The following is a 25,251-nucleotide window of genomic DNA, read 5'->3' as shown; positions in this document are numbered from 1 at the left end:
TTTTTAATAACAAATAATTTCTTTTATATAAAACTCTTTTCCGCTTAATATTTCACAATTTTTACTTTTGCACTTAGGACATATTCCTTTATCAAGAATTATATTAAATACATTATTACAACTCTTACATAAAGCATTAGCTGGTAATATTTCAATTTCTAATTTTGAATCTTCTAATATAGTACCTTCAATTGAAGCAGGATATAAACTTTTCATATATTTAGGAATCATTGAAGAGAGTTCTCCAATTTGCAAAACTAATGTATCTATTTTTTTAACATTATTGATTTTTGCAAATTTTTCTACGCTCTTAACAACTTCAATTAAAACCCCTATTTCATGCATATAAACTCTCCTCCATTTAAAACTAGTAACATATAATATTATTAGTTTGTCTTAAATATATTTATAGCTTTTTTAATAGCTATTTTCCCCTTACGTTTAAGAACTTGCTTAATAATTACTGGTTTTAAATTTTCATATGCTACCCCTTCTCCATCATATTTTCTAACAAGTGATATAGCATCAAACTTACATTTTGTTACACATGCTCCACAGCCTACACATAAAAATTCATCTACAACAGTAGCACCACAGCTAAGACAACGTTCTGTTTCTTTCTTTATTTGATCTTCTGTAAAAGTTCCTCGTAAATCCTTGAATGTTTCTTTTGATTCTTTTCCATCACCATGGCTTGCCTTTTGTCTTGGAAATTTATTATATCCCTTAAGTTCAATATTTTGTTTATCTAGCGAGTAATATTCTTTTCTATCTCTTCCTATAATTAAACTTTGACCTTGATTAACATAACGGTGTATTGAAATAGCTCCTTCCTTACCTGCTGCAATGGCATCAATAGCAAATCTTGGTCCTGTAAATGCATCTCCACCAACAAATACATCTGATTCTCCTGTTTGATAGGTAAAAGGATCTGCCTTAATTGTATTATTAGAATTAATTTCTATATTGCTATCTGAAATTAAATTTCCTAAGTCAATTGACTGCCCTACAGAAAGCAGCACTGTATCTGCTTTTACAAATAATATATCGTTTTCATCATAAATTGGATTGAATCTCTTATTTTCATCAAAAACTGATATACATTTTTTAAATTCTACCCCAGTAACTTTTCCATTTTCAGTAACAATAGCCTTTGGCCCCCAAGAATTATTTATATTGATTCCTTCTGATAAAGTTTCTTCAATTTCCTCATTAAGAGCTGGCATTTCATCTCTTGTTTCAAGACAAAATATATCAACTTTTTCTGATCCTATTCTTTCAGCAGTTCTTGCAACATCTATTGCAACATTCCCCCCACCTATAACAACTACATTTCCATTTAGTTTTAAATCTTCACCTAAGTTAACGCTGCGTAAGAAATCTACTCCAGTCATTACTCCTTTAGCATTTTCTCCTTCAACACCTATTTTTCTACCTGACTGAGCTCCAACTGCAATATAGAAAGCTTCATACCCTTGATTTCTCAATTCTTTTAAATTTATGTCTTTTCCAACTTCAATTCCATTCTTAAACTCAACACCTAATTCTTTTAATATATCAATTTCTGCATTAACTACATCTTTTTCTAATCTAAATGATGGAATACCAAGTGTTAACATACCACCAAGTACTTTTTGTTTTTCAAATACTGTTACCTTATAACCTTCAACAGCTAAGAAAAATGCACAAGAAAGACCAGCAGGCCCTGCTCCTACTACAGCTATTTTCTTATTATAGTCATGCTTAATTTTAGGTACATAACGATTTTCTTTATTTAAGTCTTGATCTGCAATAAATTTTTTAATTTCATCTATAGCTATTGGATCATCAATATCTCCTCTTGTGCACACTGATTCACATTTCCTTGGGCATATACGTCCACATACTGCTGGAAATGGATTTTCATGCTTTATTAATTCAAGAGCTTCTTTATATCTTCCTTGAGAAGCTAGTTTTATATATCCTTGAATAGCAATATGAGCAGGACACTCTGTTTTACAAGGGCTTGTTCCACTTTCTACAACATTTTTTCTATTAATTCTATAATCTGGATTCCATTTATCTTCTCCCCACTCTGTATCTCGTGGAGTCTCAATTTTTTTAACAGGAAGTGGTTTTGTTGAGCATAATTTTGGGCCTAATTGTAGTGCATTAACTGGACAATTTACAACACATTCTCCGCATGCAACACATTTTTCTTTGTTTACACTTGAAACATAATTAGAACGTACCATATCAACATTTTTAAACATTCCAGCAGTTCTTAATGAAAGACAAGAACAACCACAACAATTACAAATTGCATGAGTCTTTCCTGAGCCATCAAGATTTGGTATTTGATGCATTAAACCATTTTCTTCAGCTCTTTTAATTATTTCAAAAGCTTCTTCTCTAGTAATTTGTTTTCCCCTACCTGTACGGATATAATATTCTGCAGCATGTCCCATTTGAATACACATATCTTCTGCTAAATGACCACATCCTTCTCCCATTACTTTTCTCGCTGTACGACATGAGCAATCTGAAACTGTAAAAATATCGTTTTCATTAAGATATTTAGAAACTTCCTCATAAGAAGCTTTTCTAGTTTCTCCATCAATAGCTTGCTCTATAGGTATAACACGCATTAAACCTACTCCAACTGGAAAAGCACCTGTAGTCTTTGGTCCTCTTACTCTTCCATATGCTTCAAAAGCTTCTGCAATTTGAGGGTATTTATTAACGTTTTCTTTGTTGTTAACCATCATCTCCATAATTCCTGGAACCCATGTGTCATACCAATAGGTATCAACCCCATTAATAGTATTTACAAAACAAACACCTGCAACGGCTAAATCCCACAATAACCTTGATGTTTCATCTACAGATTTACCACATAAAGGAGCAAGTTCTTCAGCAGTAGCTTTTTTACGTATCTTCATACAAAGTGCTACTTCTGCCATTTCCTCTGTAACAACAGGTTCTAAAATTAAATATTCCGGATCTTCTGGCCTTATTTCATTTTTTGACCCACGTTTTTTCCCACTAATATGATTAGCAAGATCCAACACCTTTTCTTTTACCATTTCTATCCTCCTAGTCTAATAATATTAATTTTCATTCCATTCTTTAATTTCTTTTCTAAGCCACTCTGCAAATTTATCAATACCTTCACCTGTTCTTGCAGATATAGGAATAATTTCAATATTTGGATTTAACTTTTTTACACGTTCAATACAAGCTTCCAAGTTGAAATCAAAATAATTAATAACATCCATTTTATTAATTAATAACACGTCAGCAATTGAAAACATTAAAGGATATTTTAGTGGTTTATCATCTCCTTCAGGAACACTTAAAATCATGGCATTTTTTGATGCTCCAGTATCAAATTCTGCTGGACATACCAGATTACCTACATTCTCTAAAATAGCAAAATCAATATCTTCTGTTTCTAAACCTTCTAAGCCTTGTTTTGTCATATCTGCATCAAGATGACACATTCCCCCTGTATGTAATTGAATAACTTTTGCTCCAGTTTTAGAAATAGTATGAGCATCAACATCTGAATCAATATCTGCTTCCATAACTCCTATTTTCACTTCATTTTTTAATATATTAATTGTTTTTGTAAGAGTTGATGTTTTACCTGAACCTGGTGATGACATTAAATTTAGTAAAAATACTTTCTTTTTTTTTAGTTCTTCTCTTAATAAATTAGCTTGATGATCATTGTCTTCAAAAACACTTTGTTTAATTTCGAGAATTCTAAAATTCTCCATATACTTATCCTCCTTCATTATAAAGAATATTTAATTTGAATTTTTTATTGCATCCTTAAACCCTTTTTATTCTTAATATTACTTTTATAAAATACTCTTTATTTAATAAAAATTTTTAGATTATTTAAATCTGGTATGACCAGATTGATAATCTTGATAAAATTTTAACATGATTATCAATGCAAAGTCAATATATTCCTTTAATACTAATATATGTTTGAACCAATCTTAAAATATTTACTTTTTATTCATTTTAGGATAATATTGAAATAGAATTATAATTGGTATTTGGTTGAACCAGATTCAGCTTAGAGAGGTGTATTTTATGATAGAATTTTCAAAATTGAATTCTCCAACATTAAAGGATTTATTTATTAAAGAACTAGAAACTATGATTTTATCTGGAAAACTTCAAATTGGTGAAAAGCTTCCTTCAGAAAGAGAACTTGCTAAGTCTATGCAAGTAAGTAGAGCTGTTGTTAACTCTGGAATTGCTGAGTTATCTAGGAAAGGATTTTTAAATATAAAACCAAGAATTGGTGCTTTTGTCGCTGATTATCGTAGAAATGGAACTATGGAAACACTAATTTCTATTATGAAATATAATGGTGGAAGATTAAGAGATGCAGAAATACGTTCTATTCTTGAACTTCGTATAGCATTAGATACATTAGCAGTAGAACTATGTATTCCAATAATTAAAGAAGATGAAATTAAGATATTAAAAGGATATGTTAATAAAATGAAAGAAACTGATTCTGTTGAAACTGCATCTAATTTAGCATTTCAATTCCAACATGAATTGGCTTTTCTTTCTGGAAATACTCTTTTACCATTAATTTTCCATTCATTTAAGGCACCTATTTTATCATTATGGGAACGTTTTTGTATATTATATGGTATAGATTCCTTAATAAATAATACATCTATTTTGTGTGATTACATAGAAAAAAAGGAGACTAAAAAAGCTATAGAATGTTTAACTACAAATATTAATGATACTATAAATGGTAAGAGACAAATATATTATTAATTATAAAATTTAGTATATTAAGATCAACAACTTAAAAGGGAGTCGCGAGACGCGACATCCTTTGCTTTCATAAATACTTTCACAATTAACTTTCTAGTTATAAGTTTATTTCTTTAACTATTGCTTCTTCATTTTTATAATCTTCAACAGCTAGTTCTTCTATTATTTTATTAGAATTATTATTTAGCACTTCTTTTAATTTCCCTTTTTTATTAGTTTTATCTTCTTTCTTAACTTCACCTTCTTGTACTTTTGTATCCTTTACTAATGGTAAGTTATGTTTTTCTCTTATTGCATTTTCTACTTCAAAGGCTAAATCTTTATTTTCTTTTAAATATGCTTTTGAGTTTTCTCTACCTTGTCCTAATCTTATATCATTATATGAAAACCATGTACCACTTTTGTTTATTATATCTTCATTAACAGCTATATCTAAAAGGTTTCCTTCTTTTGAGATACCTTCATTGTACATAATATCAAATTCTGCTTGTTTAAATGGTGGCGCAACTTTGTTTTTTATTACTTTTATTCTAGCCCTGCTTCCTAAAATGTTTTCTCCTACTTTTATAGTATCAATTTTTCTTATATCTAATCTTACAGATGCATAGAATTTAAGAGCTCGTCCACCTGTTGTTGTTTCAGGATTTCCAAACATAATACCAATTTTTTCTCTTAATTGATTTATAAATATTACAACGCATTGTGACTTATTTATTGCTGCTGTAAGCTTTCTTAATGCTTGGGACATTAATCTTGCTTGCAGACCTATATGTGAATCTCCCATTTCTCCTTCTATTTCAGCCCTAGGAACAAGTGCAGCGACAGAGTCAACAACTAACACGTCTACAGCATTTGATCTTACAAGGGCTTCTGTTATTTCTAAAGCTTGCTCTCCAGTATCTGGTTGGCTGACTATTAAGTCTTCAGTACTTACTCCTAAATTTTTAGCATAGGCTGGATCTAAAGCATGTTCAGCATCAATAAACGCTGCTACTCCTCCTAACTTTTGTGCTTCTGCTATTATATGAAGAGCAATTGTAGTTTTACCTGAACTTTCAGGTCCGTACACTTCTATTATTCTACCACGTGGAACTCCACCAACACCTAAGGCTATATCTAATGCTAGACATCCTGTTGATATTGTTTCTATATCCATTATTGGATTTGACCCAAGTTTAATAACTGAACCCTTTCCAAATTGTTTTTCTATTTGTTTCATAACTGAATCTATTGCTAAAAGTTTTTCATCATTAATATTCAAAAAATTTTCACCTCTATTTTAATTATTATTTATTTTACATACCTATTTACTGTTTTGGCTATTTCTTCAGAAGTAGTATCTAAAGAAAATGCTAGTTCAGAAAAAAGAATACTTTGTATATCTAATAGCATCTTTTTATCTTTTTCATGAAATTTCTTTCCATTATTCTCTAAATCAATCTTTGTTCTTATTAAAGTATTAGCTATTTTTACTATTTCTCTACGATTCCATTGCTTTATGACTTCATTATATACTTCGCTTCTTTCTCTATCTATTTCTATCCAATTTATACCCGGATTTTTAAATAATTCTAAAGTTTCCTGAGCTTCTTCTTTTGTAAGAAGCTCTAACATGGCTACCTTATCATTATCTACTGGAGTGCTTATACTTAAATTCGTCTCATTTATAGGATGTAAAATGTAATATTGTTTTTTAATATGTGAAATTGTTTTTTCACATATATCATCTACTTTACAAATACCATGAACTGAATAAAGAATTAAATCACCTTTCTTAAACATTAAAATTGCCTCCTTGTTAAAAAGAAGTTTAGTAAACGTTTACCTATGCACATTTAAAAACTTCTGTAATTTATTATTAATTGTTATTCATTTTATAAAATAAAACTATTGAACTCTACTATTATTGTAGCACAAAAAAATTAATGTATGTAAGCAGAACTTTTTATAAAAATTTTGCTTACATTCATACTTACCTATATACTTATAACCTTTATTAAGTAAACTTATCTTGCCAATGAAATTATTAAAAAGATATTATTACATATATTACTTAATTATTTAAATACAATAAAATCACATATAATGTACAAGATAAAAAATACGATGACATATGATTTATCAAAATAAAAAAACTAAGTTGATTTTCTTTCCTCTTTTAATATTTATCTCCTTTGAAACTTTATAATTATTTAATAACAAAGGTAAACTAAGTATAGCTCCCCCTAATAATATGGCTATAATAAAACAAATTAATTCATTAAATCCAAAATTAGAAAGAAACCATGCAAACATTAATGAAATTGTATATCCTGGAATTATTGCAACAGCTATTAACAAATACATATACCAATATTTTAAGTGTACCTTTAAATGACTTTTTATAAAATACATATCTTACCTCAATTCTAATGATAATTAGGATATATCACCCTTTAGTAATTTATAATATCTAGGTAACTCATTATCGCTACATTTATCACATTTCTTTGCATAGCAATAGGTTTTAGCTTTGCCTAATTTACCATGCATTTTATCCCATATATCTTTTATATCTTCAGTTAGTACATTTCCAAAGGATTGAGGAACAAAGTCACAAGGCATGAAGTTTCCCTCATTGTCTATATAAGAATGTTGCACCCCTGCTCCACATCCAAATTGATCTTTTGATTCAACATATGGAAATACTGATGTTTTAGGATATTCTTTATCCCTATTAAATTTTATATGAATCTTTATTAATTCTTCTTTATCTTCTTTAGAGAATATTTCATCTGATTTTACTAAAAGAGACCCACATGGTATAGGTTCTAGTATTCTAACTTCATCTACTCCTAAAGTTTTTAAAAACTTACCTAACTTATATATTTCACCACTTTTTAGCATTTCCTTCGTACATACAGTTTGAGCCATAGTATAAAGGCCAGCTTCTTTACAATTTTTTATTGCTAAAATTGAATTTTCATAAGCTCCACTATATCCTCTCTTTTTATCATGATTTTCCTTATATAAGCTGTCTATACTTATTCCTACTCCAAAAAGACCAGCTTTTTTTAATTCTTTTGCTTTATTAAGATTTAGTGAATAGCCATTTGTAAATAAATATGAAATACTTCTATTATCAATACTACTTATTATTTCTTCTAAATCATTTCTAAGAAGAGGCTCTCCCCCTGTAAATCCAATGATTCCAACTCCTAAATCTTGAAGTGCTTTTATTATTTTCTTTATTTCATATGTTGTCATTTCTTTTGATTTATCATTTTTATCTTTAATAAATCTTTTTGCACTGCAATGCCAACAATTATAGATGCATCTCCCTGTAATAGCTATATATGTAGAAATTGGAGCAAGTCTTTTTCCAATAGTATGATTATAAAAGAATTCAGCATTTTCTCCAGGAACTGCATCTACAATACTTTTATAAGCTATGCTATTTAAAGGTGGCAAAAATGAATTAACTACAAAGTTGTTATTATGAACTGCTATCCTATCGTTTTTTATAACATTCATCCCACACTTTATAACATTTATAGGCTTATAATCCTTACTTTGTTTAAATCTCTTATGTATATAAAAAAAATTACGTCGTACATCTTTATTTAACATTGCTTTCATAATTGGTATTGTATTACTTATCATTTTTAAAAATCCCCCAAACATATTTATGAGTAATTGTTTTTATTCCTTTATCATTAAATAACTTAATCATTGAACTTTTAACCTCTTCATCTTCCATATTTACCATGGCATCAAATCCAGCTAAAGCTCCTGTAGATGTTACAAAAGATACTAATGATTTTGTATTATCAAAAGTAAATATATGAGATCCACTTTTTACTTCTATTTTAGAAAAACTTTCTTTTTCAAACCATCTTGTAAAAGTCTTATGATGAATTGGATTAGGAAGTTCTTTCATTATTTTATTTATTTTCTTATAGTTTCTTAAAACAAGTTTTGAATATATTTTTCTAACCTCTGGTAATGTACCTTTTAAATTAACTATTACGGCAAAGTATCCATCCTTTTTTAAAACTCTAGAAACCTCACTTATAATTTCATGGGGATTTTGATATTTAATTGCCCAAGAACATATAACAAGATCAAAACTATTGTCTTTTGAGCTTTTTAAAAAAGATAACATATCGCTTTTTAAAAAGTTAGCATTTAAGTTTAAATTCTTTTTAGCTTCATTTAGCATCCCTTCTGATATATCTATTAAGATAAAATTTGAGTTGTTTATTTTAGAATTTATAAAATTACTATTAAAGCCTGTCCCACAAGCAAGATCAAGGATTTTAGGAGATGAGTTAGCCTTATTATCAATATATCTTATAATAAGTTTATCTAACATCTCTTTATTATATTGATGCATTTCCTTTAAGAAGTATTCATTATAATTTTTACTTACTCTTGTATATGAATTTGCTATATCATTTAAACTAGTATACCTTTTAGAAAAAAATAATTTTATAATTTTAAATAGCCCTTTTAAAGTATTCATAAAATAACCCCTTTAGTTTGATTTTTCTGCCCAATATATATACTCATAGCTTGATATTTCAATTATTTCACCATTATTAAAATACTTTGAAGCTAATTTTTTCATTTCATTTTTAGATAGCATTTTAACTTTTTCAAAACAACTTCTTTCAAAAATATATATAAGTTTAGTTATTATATTAGTTTTATCAAATTCATAAATTAAAATTTTACCTTTATTATTTAGTAATCTTTTACACTCTTTTAATGTTTCTTCTTTATCTTCTATATGATGAAATGAATCCCTCATTATAATTAAATCAAATAATTCATCATTTAAACCTACATTAGTTAAATATCCATTGAGTATATTGACTTTATTATTTTTTTCCTTAGCTATATTAGTCATTTTAATCTCTGGGTCAAGAATAGTTACATTTGCACCTAAATTTATTAAAGTATCTGCAAGAGTTCCTGTTCCCCCACCAATATCTAAAATCTCTAAATTATTAATATCTTTTAGTACCTTTACTATTTCTTTATTTTTATCTAAATTAAATATTTTCATAAACTTATCATATTGCTTACTATAATATTTAAATAAGTAACTCATATAGACTTCCTCACAAGCTTTCTGTTAATTTTTACTAATTATATAATAACATGTAAACATTACGAATTTTGTATATATTTCTTAAATTTTTCTAAAATATGTATTTTTATTAAGTCTAATAGTTTAAATTAAGTATTATAGTAAATTTAAATAAAGTTGATATAATTTTATCTTATATACCAAATGAATTTAAAAAGAGAATCTAGAATATGATATTATAAAGATAAATAATATTAATTTGAAATTATTTAATTTCATCTTATTCTAATACTTCTATTAAATATCTTATATTCGTAAAAATAATTTTATAATACACCCATATAATGGTATAATTTTATATATAAGTAAAAATATAATTGATAATATAATTACATGGAGGATTGTAAATGGATATCAATAATTCAAAGGAAAATGTTGAATGCCCATTTTGTAAAAGTAAAAATATAAAAATCATAATAGAAAAGAAGAATGAGGACTTTGATATAACAAGTGGAGTTATAGGAACCATATGTCTTGGCCCTATTGGATTGCTGTGTGGTCTATGCTGTGCTGAAGGTGAAAAAGAAAAAACAACATGCATTTGCAATGATTGTGGAAAGAGATTTATAGATGAATAAAAAAGATAAGATTTGGTTATTTTTTATGAAGCTTTTTTCTAAAACTTGTCATCAAAAATCTGAAAGAAGCTTTTTCTTTTATAATTATCAGTTTCCTATGTGTGCAAGATGTACAGGTTTGTTAATAGGATATCTTTTAGGTATACTAGCTTTATTTTTTAATCTTAAAATCTCCATTAGTTTAAGTTTAATTTTTGCAGCAATTATGTTTATTGATTGGTTTATTCAACATAAAAAAATATATCCTTCTAATAATACAAGACGAGTTATCACTGGATTTCTTTGTGGTTTTGGTATAATAAGTACACTAGTTAATTTTTATGCAATACTAGTTAATTGATAACTATATATTTCTTTCAATAAAAAATCACCTATCATGATCTTATTTTATAAAAATTTACTGATTTTAGATAGCTTAAATTTAGACTTATATTCTAAATTTTATAAAAATCGAAAATTTAATTCATATTATTATGTAACTAAAACTTCATTTATTAGTTTAAAATGATAAATATAAGTGGCGAATATAAATAGCTTATAGAACATATCCATTTATACTCATATTTATATTCACCTTTATATTCGTAATAAAAATACTTGCTTTATTTTACTTAATAATTTTCTTTTATAATTTTTTTATTATTTAAATTATCACCTTTAATATAAATTCTATCTAACATTAGGACATTTGCTTTTTCCTTCGTAAAAAATTAATTGCCATTCCAATGATAGATTAGTTGTACAACACCAGAAGAAAACGTTCTGGCATTAACCATTTTTAAATTCAATCTTTGTTTTACATCAGTAAACAACGGTTTTCCTTCTCCTAAAATAACAGGGTGAATAGATAATCTAAATTCATCAATAAGCCCTAAATTTATAAAAGTTGTAATAAGACTTGCTCCCCCATATAGCCAAATATCTTTACCAGGCTTATTCTTCAATTTATTTACTTCTTCAAGAATATTTTCATTTATGAATATTGCTTGATTATCACTAGCTATTTGAGTCCTAGAAAACACATATTTTTCTTTACTATTAATCAATTCCCAAATTTCTTTTTCATTATCGGAATCTTCGTCTTGGGGTATATATTGTCCCCATAAATCATAACTTTTTCTTCCATATAAAATAGTATCAATTTCATTCAAAAAATTAGTGAACCCCATATCAGTGTCCATAATGCACCAATCGACCTCACCATTTTTTCCTTCAATAAAACCATCTAAAGTAGTTGCTAAATCTAATATTATTCTTCTCTGTTTTATATTATTTGACATAACTCTTACTCCTTCTTATATTTTTCCGCTCTAGAGATTATCTTTTTTATTTCAATTTTCTTTAATCATTGATATATACTTACTTATAGTTTCTGTTATTTTTCTATCGTGAATTCTATTTATAACATCTATATTCATAGTTTTAGATGCACTTTTAAAACAAGGAATATGTTCTATATCTGATTGGAATATAAGTTTAAATATAAATATATGTATTTCTTTTATTTCCTCAGTATTTAAATCTCTACATTCTTGAATAATTGATGTTACTACTTCATCAATATATTTTGATATTTTCTTATTATTTTCTAAAATTTCTTCCTCTGTATATTTAGTTTTCCTATCATCCCTAAGTTCTTCGCACTTTACCATCTTCTCATGAAAATGAAAATTTGCCATAAACTTAGATTTAATCTCTTCTAATACTTTTTTCTCTCCTATATCCACTACTATCTTTTGTAGAGAAGGAATATTATTAATATAAGCATAAAAAACATCTTTAACATGATTTTCATGTAATCTTACTATATCCTCATGACTTAAGTTTTCAGTATATTTATGAGCCTTTTCAAAAAGCACTTCCATTTTTTCTTCAATACTTTTCTTTATCTTACTAATATCCTTTTTTCTTTTGATATCACACATAAAAAATCCCCCACCTTTTACAATTCTATTTACAATAATATACTATAAGTAGAAATTCTTCAAATATTATCATTAAGAAAGAAATAGAAGATTATATTTAGCTATATATCTTAGCCATATGTAGGTTATGTTCTATTAATGGTAAGGATACATTAGCTTAAAAGTGGTGAAATATTAAATTTCACCACTTTTTATTTGTATAAATTATCTTCAATTATTTTATTTGCAATAAGACCTATATTAACTTCTCTAATATCCATATATACATCAATAATTCTATCAGTAAGAGTAACTTCAACATATTCTACTTGCTTTCCATCTTCATCTTTGTAAGTTATTATGTCATAAGTTATTATTTCATCTTTAAGTTGTTTCTTAGAAATCATTTAGTTTTCCTCCATAAGATTTATTGACTATATTTTAGCAAATAATTTATAAGATGTCTATTTACTCCTTAGCATAATCTCTAAGTCTAAAGCTTCCTGCTGTAAAGAATACTGCTGACATTAATATTATAACTACAATCGGCACTACTATTTTACCTTCATTTATAATTTGTACCATCCATGAAAAAGGTGAAATTATACTTAAACTATTTATTATTTGAGGTACATTATCAAATTCTTGAAGTCCGCTTCCTAGCATTGCAACACCAAATGATAGTAAGCCAAAAACTACAATAGCTAGACTTGATATTGTTTGATTTTTAAGCCATCTTGTAGCAGCTATAATTAATGATGTTGTAACTAAGCTACTTAGCATAATAACTAGTATTCCTTCACCTAAATTATAATTTTCTATTTTAAATATATTAATTGATAAAATTAATGTTGTTGAGCTTATTACACTTTGAAGAATAAATGCTGATAAATATAAGGAACCTAAAATAACTTTATCTGAATTTCCAGTTGATATTGTTCTTCTTAAAACCTTTTGAGCTTTAAGTTTAATTATATCATCAGTTAATATAGATCCACCTATCATCATAAAATAGCATATCATTAATACAGTAAGAACATAATCAGCTTTATTTACTTCAAAATTATCCACTATTATAGTTTTAACAGTGTTGGTACTAAGCCCATCGTTTATGCCTTCTTTAAGCAACTTATTAATATGATCAGCTATAATATTATCTGCAACAACAGCACCCATACCAGCTTCATTTATATAAGTTTTTATCTTAGGAACTTCTCCATTGTCTATTTTTTCTTCAAAATCCTTGTCTATTACATATATAGCTCCAAGCTTTTTATCTCTTAAATCATTATATTTATCTTCAGCTTCGCTATCTAACTCTTCTATTGAATATTTTTCAGATAAATCACTTATTAAATCTTTTGAATATTTACCAGAAGATTTATCTAATATCCCTATCTTTCCTAAAGATGATTCCTTTGAGCTAGGTCCAACTACTCCAAATAAAACTACCATTGGAAGGAAAAATGTCATCATTAAGATAGCTGGATTTTTTAAACTTCTTCTTAAATTAATTATGGTTAATCTTATTAAACGCATCTTCTTTCCTCCTTAGATAAACTTATTTTTAATATTGCAATTATAAATAGTATTATTGAAATAGAAAGAATTAATATTAAATCCTTATTATTGGCGCTAAAGCTTCCATTTAAATTATATAAAGTAAATAACTTTGAAATATAATGTGTTGGTGATAAAACTTTTAATGCATTTCCTTCTCCAGTGAACATTTCCATTCCTATTATAGGAAGTGTAAATATTAATGCTCCTACAACCTTACCATACTTAGCTCCAAAAAAGGTGTAAACAAATTTACTTAATGATACTACTAACATAGACGAAGTTAAAATTAATATCAATAAAGGAAAAATACCTCCAGTAAAGCTTATTCCTGAAATTCTAAAGAAAAATACATATCCTGAAATAATAACAGTTGAATATACAAATAATGCAAAAGAATCATAATAAAAATATTGCTTTCTAGTTACAGGTGTTGATGCAACCCTTTTATCAAGATTTACGCTCACTTCTGCATAATTAGATTGTATAAGACTAAAAATCAACATAATTATTACAAAGGCTATCATTGATGCAGCCATTTTTTCATAACTACTAGATGTTTTTTTAGAATCTATATCTATTTTTTCAATAACAGATTCTCCAGAAACTTTTGCTAAATCTTCATTGGATCCTCCAGATAAACTAACATAAAGACTTTCATGATATTTATCTAAAATAGTTTTTAAGGTATTGGTAGAATTACTATAGCCTTCTTCTAACTTATTTATGATTATTTCACCACTTTTTAAAGATACAATATTATTTTCATATCCTTTTGGAATTGAAACTTCTACATTTGCTTTTTTATCAGTTATTTCAACAAGTTCCTTCATATCATCACTTTCTAAAAAGGATATTAAATTTTTAGACATAATACTATTATCCATATCATTTATTTCAATTTTTAAAGTTGCTAATTTTAATGGACTATCCATAAGTGTTTTTTGAAAAAATCCCATAAAAGCTGCTAATAAAACTGGAAATAGTATATAGTATAAAAGTGTTACAGCTCCATTAGATACCATCCCTTTTAAGGTTGTCTTTGTATAATATATCAATTTCATTTAACTCACCCCTAATCCCTTAACTTCTTTCCTGTTAAGGCTAAAAATACATCCTCTAGTCGTGCATCTTCATAGCTTATCTTTTTTACATTAACTCCATATTGCTCTATTATACTAAGTACATTATGAAGCTTAAAATTTAAATCTATAGTTAATGAAATAATATCATCTTGTTCTTTAACTTTTATTACCCCTATTAATTTTTCTATATTTAGAAGAACTTCTGCTGTAACATCACTAGCTTCTATTATCACCTTGTTATTGGGAAAGACTGAGGATTTTATTTCTTCTTTTGTTCCATAAGATACTTCTTTACCTAAATCTATAATAAATACTCGCCTGCATAGTTCTTCAACTTCTTCCATGTAGTGTGAAGTATATATAACTGTTGTCCCCCATTCTTTACAGATATTTTTTGTAAAAGTAAATATATGATTTCTTGATTGAGGATCAACTCCAACAGTAGGCTCATCCATTATTAACACTTTTGGATGATGCATAATAGCAGCTGCAATATTAAGTCTTCTCTTCATTCCGCCTGAAAATTTTTTAACTTTTTCTTTTTTCTTTTCTTGAAGCCCTGTAACTTCTAAGGCTTCATTTATTCTTTCTTTAAGTTCCTTTCCTTTTAACCCATATAAGGCACCAAAAAATTCTAAATTATCATAAGCATTTAACTCTTCTATTAACGAAATATCTTGCGGTACATAGCCTATACATTCTTTAGCCTTTATTGGCTCTTTTAAAATGTCATACCCACAAATCTTAACAGTTCCACTATCTGGTGATAAAAGACTAGTCATTATATTTATTAAAGTTGATTTTCCTGCTCCATTGGGTCCTATAAATCCAAATATTTCTCCCTTATTAACTTCATAACTTACATTATCTAAAACTAACTTGTCATTGAATCTTTTTGTAACATTTTTCACTTCTATTATACTCATTAAAAATACCCCCTAGCTTTATCTTAATTATATAATAAGACAAAGCTAGGGGGCTTGCTATCACTACAAGTCATTATATAAATGACTTAAGTCACTATTCTGTTTTTAAATGCAAAAATTGCAATTTGTGTTCTATCTCTAAGGTTTAACTTAGCTAAAATATTTGTAATATTATTTTTTATAGTCCCTTCTGATAAATAAAGTTTTTCCGAGATTTCTTTATTAGTTAATCCTTCAGCAATATATTTAATAATTTGTAATTCTTTATCTGAAAAATCATATTTTTTTATTTCTTTATTATTTAAATTATGATTGTTATTGCTAAGAATTTCATTTGCAACATCAGGATGAACAACCATATTTCCCATATAAGCTGTTTTTATTCCTTCATAAATAACCTGATGAGAACTATCCTTTAACAAATATCCAAAAGCTCCATATTTTAATGCATCTTGAATATATTCTTTATCTTTAAATGTAGTTAATATAATAACTTTAATCTTAGTAAATTGCTCCTTAATAAGTCTAGTGCCCATTACTCCATCACAATCCTTCATTCTTATATCCATAAGAACTACATCTATATCTTTATTTTTACACACCTCTAAAGCTTTATATCCATTTTCAGCAGTATCAACCACTTCTATATCATCAAAAGTTGAAAGCATAATTTTTAAGCCTTCTCTAATTAGTTTTTCATCATCTACAATTAATATTTTAATTTTCCCCATCCTAATTCTCCTTTTCTCTAGGAATTACAAGCTTTATAAAAAATCCTTTTCCTATATCTGAACTTACATCAATTATTCCATCTATTTCTTCAGATCTTTCTCTTATATTTTTAAGTCCAAATCCACTTTCTTTTATAATATCAGTTCCTATGCCATTATCTTTAAAAGATATTACAAAATCATTTTCTGTAAAGTTCATAATTACTTTAATCTTAGATGCTTTTCCATGTCTTAAAGCATTTGATAAAACTTCTTGAGTTATTCTATATAAGTGAGTGCTTTGTTTAGTAGAAAGAGTCCAATCACCCTTTGATAAAATAATATTCACTTCTACACCTGACATCTTTTCAAAGTTCTTACACAACTCTTGAATTCTAATTAATCCTCTGTAATTATCATAGTCATCAGATTTAAGTTCACTTACTGCCCTTTTAACATCTTGAAAACTCTCATTTATAAAATCTCTTAAGTTACTTGCCATATCTTTTAGCATGCTTCCTTCTTTATCGGCTATACTTTCCATTGCAGATAGCTGAATCATAGCTGTTGATAAAGAATGTCCAACACTATCATGTATTTCTCTTGATATTCTATTTCTTTCCTTAAGTACTGTTAACTCTTCTATTGAAGTAAGACATTCTTCAAGGTGCTTTTTTGTTTCAATTAAATTTTCCTCAGATACTCTAAGCTTATCATATAACCTTTGAGCTTCTCTTTTTGTATTATGCAATCTAGATATGTAATTTAAAAGAATTATAAAAATAAACATAATAACTAAATTGATAAACCCATCTTCTATATTTTTATTAAATTTACTAGATAGTGATATTAAAGATATTACAATCAAAAAGATATATTTTATTTTTTCAAATTTTAATGTAAAGACATCTATAGTTACTCCTATTAAATAAAATAAAATGCTTCCTCCAAAGTTTAAATAAGCTATTGGTGATATTATTATTTCACCAATCATAGAAAAAATAGTTAATTTATCATTTCTAAAGTAAAATATTCTAAGATTATTGTTTATTATAAACATCAAAATAAATATTAGACTAATAAGGCTTGTATTTTTTTCTTCAATAAAAATTTGAGCTATTAAAATAATAAATGATATATATCGTATCAATAATAGTTCTTTACTTTTCCCCATATTTCTCTCCAAATCTTTTTTATTGTCTCTGTTTCAATTAATTAATTTACATAAATAAAATTATAGTATTAAAAATAGTTATAATACATCTTTAAATAAAACAGCAAAATTGAAACTATATAAGATAATGATACAACATATTTTCATATTGGTGAATATATATAATTTGTAAATATGTTTTGGATATAGACCTTGTATCAAGTGACAATCATGCGGTTATGTATGTGAAAGTTATGAATGTATGCATGGATGAAGAATATTATAATTCCTATAAAAAAATAACTGTAACAAAGCTATAAACTTTATTACAGTTATTTTATTTATAAGCTATATATCTAATTTACACTTTCCTTCTTTTTATATACTAAATAAATTCCAGCACAAACTAATATTAAAGCAATTAGTATCTTTATATCAAATATATTTTCCTTAAGTACTATAGCTGAAAGTATAGTTCCAAAGACAGGAATTAAAAAGTTGAAAACAGAAATCACCCCAACTTTATTGTATTTTAAAAGTTGTGACCATAATGCAAATGCTACTGATGATAATAATGCCATATATAGTAATAATGAAGTAGATTTAATATTAAAGTTTATAAGATTTCCTCCTAATATATATCCTATTATTATTAAAGCTAGTCCCCCTATAGCTAATTGATAACCTGTTATAGTATATGCATCCTTATTTTGACTTATCTTCTTACTGTATATTGATGAAACTGAAAGCATAAAAGCTGCAAGCATTATAAAGCCTTCACCTTTAAAGGAAAAACCACCTTCTAAAACTGAAGATCCTCCAAGGTTTACAATTATAACTCCTGCAAATCCTACTATACATCCTAAAATCTTATTGAAATTCAACTTATCATTTTTATAAATAAAGTGTGCTAATATAATACTAAAAAATGTACCTGTCCCATTTATAATTGAACCTCTTACTCCAGTAGTATATGTCATTCCTAAATAGAAAAATATATATTGAAGAGTTGTTTGTCCAAGTCCTAATATTGTAATTTCCTTCATATCTTTAAAAGTTAAATCAAAGATGCTTTGCTTTATTAATAGCTTTATTATTAATACAATAATTCCTGCCAAGAAAAATCTATATCCGGCAAATATAAGTTTTGCACCTACATCACTACTTGCTATATTAAAGATTTCATATCCTACTTTAATGGCAGGAAAAGCACTTCCCCATAAGAAGGTACAAATTATTGCTATTATAATTATATTTAATCTTTTAGTATAAAATTTTGATTTATCCAAATATCTTCATCCCTTCTTGCAACACTTTATAAATTTCATAGAACTTATTATACACTTATTTATATAAAAAAGTTCGCTATCTTAAAATATATTTATACAAATAAAAAGCAACCTAATATCTTTAACTCAATAATTAAGGTAATCCAAATTATTACTTAAGTAGTTACATTTATTATTCCATACTATCTAGTAATTAATATATTACTTTTATTGATTATAAGCATAAAAATAGAGCAAATATAATACTTTACTCTATTCCTCTATATATTATATAATAAAATTGGCTAGTATATAAAATTTAATTTATGTGTTTTAGCGGACCATTAATTAATTCTATACTGGCTATTTTTATATTTAAAACCATACACTCACCTTTATTACATAATTCTATATTTTATTAAACAAATTAATAATTTTTTATCTTCTTATAATTAGACAATTTCTCTTTTAAATATTACTGAACCATCGTCAGGTTTTGGAATCCATCCTACGCCTTCATGTGGCTTCGTTAAAACTCCAACTAGCTCCCAGCCTAAATTTCCATAATCATTAAGTTCTTTTTGTAATTCCTCTGAATTTCCTAAACCTTTCATTGAACTTATTTCAACAACTTTATATTCCCATTTCATAAAATATACAACCTCCTTTCTATTATTAATAAATGTACTCTCCCCTATTTTTCAATAGGAAACCACTTTCTTGTTTTGTTTGCGATCTTAACTAATGTTAACATCACCGGAACCTCAACTAATACTCCTACAACTGTTGCTAGTGCAGCACCTGATTGTAATCCAAAAAGAGAAATAGCTACTGCAACTGAAAGTTCAAAGAAATTACTTGCTCCTATCATACCTGCTGGTGCTGCAATATTATGAGGTAACTTCCAAAGTTTTGCCCAAATATATGCAAATCCAAATATAAAAAATGTTTGTATTGTAAGGGGAATAGCAATTAATAGTATATGAATTGGATTACTTAATATAGTATCACCTTGGAATGAAAATAATATTATTAAAGTTAAAAGTAATCCTACTATTGTTACGTTATCGAACTTCTTTAAAAATATATTTTCAAAATAATCAGTTCCTTTATTTTTAACTACTATAGTTCGAGTAATATATCCTAGTACTAAAGGAATTACAACAAATAATGCAGTTGATAATATTAGGGTTGCAAATGGTATTGAAACATCGCTAACACCTAATAAAAATGCTACTATAGGTGTAAATGCAATTAAAATGATTAAATCATTTACTGCTACTTGAATTAAGGTATAAGCTGGATCACCTTTAGTCAAGTGACTCCATACAAATACCATTGCTGTACAAGGTGCTGCTCCTAATAAAACCGCACCTGCCAAATATTCCTTAGCTAAATCTGACGCAATAACTCCTTTAAATACTATCAGTAAGAAAAATGCTGCTATTACATACATTGTAAATGGCTTTATTAGCCAGTTTGTAGTACATGTTACAATGAGTCCTTTAGGTTTTTTAGTAGTATTTAAAATACTTGAAAAATCTATTTTTAACATCATTGGATATATCATAAGCCATATTAAGATAGCTACTGGTATTGATACATTGTAATATTCAAACTTGTTCAATGTTTCTGGTATAATAGGCAGTAACTGTCCTATTAAAATACCTATTACAATACAAAATGCAACCCATACTGTTAGATATTTTTCAAATATACCTAATCCATTTCCACCATTTTCTTTCCCCATATTTACCTCCTATATTTTATTTTCATTAATTCTTCTTACTAAATCCCTAACCTTTTCTTCTATAGTTTTGGCAATTTTAATAAATTCTTCATCAGACTTTCCTGTAGGATCTTCTAATCCCCAATCCTCTATATGGTTAGCTGATATAGTAGGACATACAACATTACACCCCATTTTTATTGCAATATCTATATCTGGTATATCAGTAAGTAATTTAGATTTTTGAGTTTCATTCATATCTACATTGTATAAATCCTTAATTATTCTTACTGCATCTTGATTAATTTGTGGCTTAGTTTCAGTACCTGCTGAATAGCTTTCAAAAACATCACTTCCATATAATTTCCCTAATGCCTCCGCCATTTGTGATCTACAAGAGTTATGAACACATATAAATGCTACCTTCTTTTTCATTTTTAGTTTCTCCTTTTTCTTATTATTTTTAAAATTCATTTCCTTTTCTTTACAAACACAATCTTCTGTATCAGTAATAATATTCATTAAATTTAAGATTAATCTGTTAGCATTAGTTATATGTAATTTATAATAATTCCATATTCCTTCTTTTCTAGATAACACTAATCCACATTCAGTTAAAACCTTTATATGATGTGACAATGTAGGTTGAGTAAACTCAAAACTTTCTAACAACTCACAAGCACATTTTTCTCCACAAGATAAAATATCTAATATTTTCAATCTATTAGGCTCTCCTAATGCTTTAAATATTTTAGCATTTTCTTCATAGTTATTATTCATAAATTCACCCCTTATATAGATTTATATCTATTTATAACTATAAATTCCCATGCATAATATGTCAATATACAATAAATTAAAGTAGAATTTTAATAATATATATTGATATATATCTATATATACGGATAAGAATATAATTTGTTACCATTAAAAATAAATAAAAAAAATCTTAACAAAAAATATTGTTAAGATTAATAATCCATAATTATCAATTATTCATTACCCATTATCAATTACTATAATATACTCCCCATCATAGGATAATCACCTTCTCCATTCCCAGAATTTATAGCTTTTATTCCTGAATGAAGAAATGTTAATCTAATCACTGAATAATTTCCACATCCCTCTCCAATAGAATCTATTGTTTTATCTAATGCTCTTTGTCTTTATAATTTTTTACTATAAAATAAAGAACTTTTGAAAAACTCATTATTGCAAAGTTTTGCAACTTATATCTACGACAAATAGACTTACACATTCCATATAAAAAAGATGTAAAAAGCCTATTGCTAATTTCATAGATTAACAATGCATGCTTTTACATCTTTTTTTATAAGTCTTAAAAATATTCGTATTTCCCGAGTTTGATTTAATTTCTTCTCTTAAATTTCTATGCTCATATCGCCTTGCAATAATGCAATTAATTCTATTCTTCCGAATCTATGCTCTAAGCTTATTCATTCATATGCATTATATTAATGATTATATTTCATTTCTCTGTATTAATCAATTTTTCTATTTTCATATATAATATTATATATTTTATATTTATAATTAAGTCATAAACTTAACACCTCTACATATTGATATTCTTAACTTTTCACTAATTATTTCAATACAATTTTGTATTCATTAATTGTGAAAGATATTATCTATGGCTAGCTGTTGATTCTGAAACTAGATTTATTATCGTATTTCAAGCATTGAATTGCTATTTTTTTTATATCTGATAAACATTCATCAAAAAACATTTTATATGCTTCACAAAAATAATTAATCCCTTCTTCCTCGCAAAACTGTTCTCTATGTCTGCGACACCCACCTCTACAAATTCCAAAATAAGCACAATTTTTGCAACTTTCTGCATGATTATAAGATTGTTCAACAAACCTAATTATCCTTCGTTGATGATTAATGTTATCAAAAGTATCAACAAGAAAATTTCCTAGTTTATACGAATCCATAGCATAAAAATCACAAGGATATACACTACCGTCAGCTTCCACTATAGTCTGAAAACTACAACTTCCTCTTTGCTCACATGATTCTATAGGCGCTCCCATAAGTATTCCTATATAATTTTCAAACTGCCTTATATATGGTTGCGTGCCTTGATAAAAATCCTTTTCCCACATCTTAAATAGCTCTATCAAAAACTGTCCGTATACTTTTGGCGTAAGAGAATATTCTTTTTTTCCTTGATCTACTCCTATTGGATCTAGACAAGCTATATACTGCTGCCATATAAATCCTTGCTTTTTATAAAACTCATAGATCTTCTGAATCTCAGGAGCTGTTTTACTGTTAACCACTGTTAAAATATTAAATTCTATATTTGCATCCTTAAGCAAATTGGCTGAATTTATTACATTTTCAAAAGTCCCCTGCCCTGAATAATCTTTCCTATATAAATCATGTGTTGATTTAATCCCATCAATAGATAACCCTATAAGAAACCTATTTTTAGATAAAAAACCACACCACTCCTTATTCAATAAATAACCATTCGTCTGGATTGAATGACTTATCTCTACATTATTTACATTATAACGTTTCTCATATTCTAACCATTTTTCAAAGAAAGAAATTCCTGCTAATGTTGGTTCTCCACCTTGAAATAAATAATTACAATGCCCAGTTGCAAAAGACAACGTTTTTTGTACGACCCGCTCAATTACTTCATAATCCATAATTTCTAAGCATGGAGATTCTCTATTTTGTATTTCATCTGAATAAAAACAATAATCACATCTTATGTTACATAATCCTGATGCTGGCTTAATCATAACCGTAATGTTTGGCATACCTATCTCCTTCACTTTTTTTCTATTTTCTTTATCAATTAATTATTTTCAGATTCCATTATAAAACCATACATAATAATTCTGATTATACAAAGATTACACTAACTAAATGAATATAAGTAATTTTTCAATCTATAGCATACTTGAACTTTTAAAATTAATAAAGGCTAATGAACAAACATCAACCTTTATCATAATACAATTAGTCAATTATATAAAAAACTAGGCCTCAATTTTTGATCTTAAACGTCCATTTGCTTTCTCAACATCTAATCCCATCAACAAAATTGCAATAATAATATTGATGAACATAGGTATCCAAAGATACATAATGTAAAGCATATTAATACATGATTGACTTTGAGTTGCCAAGGAAGCATCAAAGCCACTATATGCAAGTAACCATCCTGCAATCGCTGTTCCAATTCCACCTCCAATTTTCAATCCGAAAGAAGTACATGAATACATAGAACCATCAATTCTCTTACGTGTTTTCAAATATGTGTACTCTGAACATTGTACGATAAGGGCATTTAAACCTCCCTGAAAAGCACTCATACCAAAGGCAGCTAGTCCAGTAAATACCAACATCAATGGCAAGTTACCAATATATCCTGCTACTACAACAAGTGTACGTCCAATAGCCGCAATTACATATCCTGCTGCATTTACTTTATACTGCCCATTCATTTTTGCCATAATCATAGGAGTAATGGATAAACCAATAATAATAGGAATATTAATTGCCCAAGAAAATACTCCAAATAATTTTTCACTTCCCAATACATATGTCATAAAATAAATACCCATGTTAATCATTGCAGAATAAACTTGTCGTAAGACATCAACAACTAAAATAATCAGATAGTATTTATTTGATACTAATAATTTAACAATTTCAATAAAACTATATTGTTTTTCTTTTTTTTCTCCTTTCTGAAGAGTTGTATCATAAAGTTCTTCAGCAGGTAATTCCTTTACTGAAAAAACAGAAATTGTGTTTACAATTAATCCAATAATGGCATAAATAATTGCAATTGTACGCCAACCAGTAGCCCCCCCGCCAAATACCTCTACCGCACTAACTGTAATTGTCTGAATTAAAAGGCTTGTAGCAAACGCAAATATAAATCGTATAGATCCCATTTGCACTCGCTCTTTACTATTTCTAGTTATTAAAGCTGTCAATGTAGAGTATGCAATATTATTTGCCGTATAAAAGACTGCGTGTAATAGGACATATGCAATAAAGAACCATGCATATTTTGCAAACTCTCCTAACTCAACTGGAATTGCAAAAAGAGCAACTAACGTAATTGCACATCCTACAAATGCACCTAACATCCACGGTCTTGCTTTTCCAATCTTACTGTTTGTCTTGTCAATCATAACTCCGAAAAACAAATCAGTTATTCCATCAAATAGTTTTGAAACAGCAATTAAACTACCAATAATACCAGCATTTAACCCAATACTATTTGTCAGATAAATCATAACAAATGATGATACAAAAGCAAAAACCACATTTCCTGCAATGTCTCCCGAACCATAACCAACTTTATTATACCATTTTAAATATCTCTTCTCACCCATTTTATTTTCT

Annotated in this window: 25 protein-coding genes and 2 pseudogenes; 3 read left to right on the top strand and 24 right to left on the bottom strand. The window is 27.2% G+C overall.

Features of this window, described 5'->3' with window-relative positions; genetic code table 11:
- Positions 1-3: 3 nt before the first annotated feature.
- Genes J2Z25_RS02955 through hypB form a run of 3 tightly spaced genes read right to left on the bottom strand, consistent with a single transcriptional unit; the run spans position 4 to position 3,761 of the window.
- Positions 4-345, bottom strand: coding sequence for a hydrogenase maturation nickel metallochaperone HypA/HybF (locus J2Z25_RS02955; protein ID WP_209738213.1), 342 nt, complete (start codon positions 343-345; stop codon positions 4-6).
- A 41-nt stretch (positions 346-386) separates the two neighbouring features.
- Positions 387-3,065, bottom strand: a complete 2,679-nt coding sequence (locus tag J2Z25_RS02950; protein ID WP_209738211.1) for an FAD-dependent oxidoreductase — start codon at positions 3,063-3,065, stop codon at positions 387-389.
- A 24-nt stretch (positions 3,066-3,089) separates the two neighbouring features.
- Positions 3,090-3,761 carry a hydrogenase nickel incorporation protein HypB gene (hypB, locus tag J2Z25_RS02945; protein ID WP_209738209.1) on the bottom strand — a complete coding sequence of 224 codons (672 nt, stop codon included), beginning with the start codon at positions 3,759-3,761 and terminating at the stop codon, positions 3,090-3,092.
- 325 nt (positions 3,762-4,086) lie between these two features.
- Here hypB and J2Z25_RS02940 point away from each other — a divergent pair, with 325 nt between their 5' ends.
- Positions 4,087-4,794: a FadR/GntR family transcriptional regulator gene (locus J2Z25_RS02940; protein WP_245173033.1), complete on the top strand. Its 708-nt coding sequence runs from the start codon at positions 4,087-4,089 to the stop codon at positions 4,792-4,794.
- A 97-nt stretch (positions 4,795-4,891) separates the two neighbouring features.
- Here J2Z25_RS02940 and recA read toward each other — a convergent pair whose 3' ends face one another.
- The 6 genes from recA to J2Z25_RS02910 form a co-directional block, all read right to left on the bottom strand.
- Entirely contained in the window at positions 4,892-6,055 is a 1,164-nt protein-coding gene (recA, locus tag J2Z25_RS02935; protein WP_209738207.1) for a recombinase RecA, read from the bottom strand.
- A 29-nt stretch (positions 6,056-6,084) separates the two neighbouring features.
- Positions 6,085-6,576 carry a CarD family transcriptional regulator gene (locus J2Z25_RS02930; protein ID WP_209738205.1) on the bottom strand — a complete coding sequence of 164 codons (492 nt, stop codon included), beginning with the start codon at positions 6,574-6,576 and terminating at the stop codon, positions 6,085-6,087.
- A gap of 339 nt (positions 6,577-6,915) precedes the next feature.
- Positions 6,916-7,188: a hypothetical protein gene (locus J2Z25_RS02925; protein WP_209738203.1), complete on the bottom strand. Its 273-nt coding sequence runs from the start codon at positions 7,186-7,188 to the stop codon at positions 6,916-6,918.
- A gap of 24 nt (positions 7,189-7,212) precedes the next feature.
- Positions 7,213-8,436 (bottom strand): radical SAM/SPASM domain-containing protein, encoded by a 1,224-nt coding sequence (locus tag J2Z25_RS02920; protein ID WP_209738201.1) that lies wholly within the window; start codon positions 8,434-8,436, stop codon positions 7,213-7,215.
- The gene (locus J2Z25_RS02915) at positions 8,426-9,298 is read right to left on the bottom strand and encodes a class I SAM-dependent methyltransferase (protein WP_209738199.1); all 873 of its coding nucleotides are present in this window, start codon (positions 9,296-9,298) and stop codon (positions 8,426-8,428) included. The genes J2Z25_RS02920 and J2Z25_RS02915 overlap by 11 nt, the downstream gene beginning before the upstream one ends.
- A 12-nt stretch (positions 9,299-9,310) precedes the next feature.
- Complete coding sequence (locus tag J2Z25_RS02910; RefSeq protein WP_008678709.1) at positions 9,311-9,889, bottom strand: class I SAM-dependent methyltransferase; 579 nt, start codon at positions 9,887-9,889, stop codon at positions 9,311-9,313.
- Between the two features lie 386 nt (positions 9,890-10,275).
- Between J2Z25_RS02910 and J2Z25_RS02905 the strand changes: the two genes are divergently transcribed.
- Positions 10,276-10,506, top strand: a complete 231-nt coding sequence (locus J2Z25_RS02905; RefSeq protein ID WP_008678708.1) for a hypothetical protein — start codon at positions 10,276-10,278, stop codon at positions 10,504-10,506.
- Complete coding sequence (locus J2Z25_RS02900) at positions 10,499-10,846, top strand: DUF2085 domain-containing protein (protein WP_008678706.1); 348 nt, start codon at positions 10,499-10,501, stop codon at positions 10,844-10,846. The genes J2Z25_RS02905 and J2Z25_RS02900 overlap by 8 nt, the downstream gene beginning before the upstream one ends.
- Positions 10,847-11,216: 370 nt before the next feature.
- Here J2Z25_RS02900 and J2Z25_RS02895 read toward each other — a convergent pair whose 3' ends face one another.
- From J2Z25_RS02895 to J2Z25_RS02825, 15 genes and pseudogenes are all read right to left on the bottom strand, one after another.
- Positions 11,217-11,786, bottom strand: coding sequence for a dihydrofolate reductase family protein (locus J2Z25_RS02895; protein WP_209738197.1), 570 nt, complete (start codon positions 11,784-11,786; stop codon positions 11,217-11,219).
- A 51-nt stretch (positions 11,787-11,837) separates the two neighbouring features.
- A complete protein-coding gene (locus tag J2Z25_RS02890; RefSeq protein ID WP_209738196.1) occupies positions 11,838-12,431 on the bottom strand; it encodes a hypothetical protein in 594 nt (197 codons plus the stop codon).
- Between the two features lie 191 nt (positions 12,432-12,622).
- Positions 12,623-12,817 (bottom strand): hypothetical protein, encoded by a 195-nt coding sequence (locus tag J2Z25_RS02885; protein WP_097033432.1) that lies wholly within the window; start codon positions 12,815-12,817, stop codon positions 12,623-12,625.
- A gap of 61 nt (positions 12,818-12,878) precedes the next feature.
- On the bottom strand, positions 12,879-13,949 hold the full coding sequence (locus J2Z25_RS02880) for an ABC transporter permease (RefSeq protein ID WP_209738194.1): 1,071 nt from the start codon (positions 13,947-13,949) through the stop codon (positions 12,879-12,881).
- Positions 13,940-15,034: an ABC transporter permease gene (locus J2Z25_RS02875; RefSeq protein WP_209738192.1), complete on the bottom strand. Its 1,095-nt coding sequence runs from the start codon at positions 15,032-15,034 to the stop codon at positions 13,940-13,942. Before J2Z25_RS02875 ends, J2Z25_RS02880 begins: the two co-directional genes overlap by 10 nt.
- A gap of 11 nt (positions 15,035-15,045) precedes the next feature.
- Positions 15,046-15,981, bottom strand: a complete 936-nt coding sequence (locus J2Z25_RS02870) for an ABC transporter ATP-binding protein (RefSeq protein WP_209738190.1) — start codon at positions 15,979-15,981, stop codon at positions 15,046-15,048.
- A gap of 86 nt (positions 15,982-16,067) precedes the next feature.
- Positions 16,068-16,712, bottom strand: a complete 645-nt coding sequence (locus J2Z25_RS02865; protein ID WP_209738188.1) for a response regulator transcription factor — start codon at positions 16,710-16,712, stop codon at positions 16,068-16,070.
- 1 nt (position 16,713) lies between these two features.
- Positions 16,714-17,865, bottom strand: coding sequence for a sensor histidine kinase (locus J2Z25_RS02860; protein WP_209738186.1), 1,152 nt, complete (start codon positions 17,863-17,865; stop codon positions 16,714-16,716).
- A gap of 335 nt (positions 17,866-18,200) precedes the next feature.
- Positions 18,201-19,133: a DMT family transporter gene (locus tag J2Z25_RS02855; protein WP_209738184.1), complete on the bottom strand. Its 933-nt coding sequence runs from the start codon at positions 19,131-19,133 to the stop codon at positions 18,201-18,203.
- Positions 19,134-19,564: 431 nt separating this feature from the next.
- Positions 19,565-19,762, bottom strand: a complete 198-nt coding sequence (locus tag J2Z25_RS02850; protein ID WP_209738182.1) for a DUF4177 domain-containing protein — start codon at positions 19,760-19,762, stop codon at positions 19,565-19,567.
- A gap of 44 nt (positions 19,763-19,806) precedes the next feature.
- Entirely contained in the window at positions 19,807-20,862 is a 1,056-nt protein-coding gene (arsB, locus tag J2Z25_RS02845; protein ID WP_209738180.1) for an ACR3 family arsenite efflux transporter, read from the bottom strand.
- Between the two features lie 9 nt (positions 20,863-20,871).
- The gene (locus J2Z25_RS02840) at positions 20,872-21,276 is read right to left on the bottom strand and encodes an arsenate reductase ArsC (RefSeq protein ID WP_209738262.1); all 405 of its coding nucleotides are present in this window, start codon (positions 21,274-21,276) and stop codon (positions 20,872-20,874) included.
- A 111-nt stretch (positions 21,277-21,387) separates the two neighbouring features.
- Positions 21,388-21,621, bottom strand: a pseudogene (locus J2Z25_RS18535) (ArsR/SmtB family transcription factor); the annotation flags it as partial.
- Between the two features lie 947 nt (positions 21,622-22,568).
- A pseudogene (locus J2Z25_RS02830) lies at positions 22,569-23,630 on the bottom strand (anaerobic sulfatase maturase); the annotation flags it as partial.
- 240 nt (positions 23,631-23,870) lie between these two features.
- A complete protein-coding gene (locus J2Z25_RS02825; RefSeq protein WP_209738176.1) occupies positions 23,871-25,241 on the bottom strand; it encodes an MFS transporter in 1,371 nt (456 codons plus the stop codon).
- Positions 25,242-25,251 lie beyond the last annotated feature (10 nt).

It is taken from the genome of Clostridium tertium (assembly GCF_017873245.1).
GTDB lineage: Bacteria > Bacillota > Clostridia > Clostridiales > Clostridiaceae > Clostridium > Clostridium tertium.
This window is presented reverse-complemented; position numbering and strand designations above follow the sequence as displayed.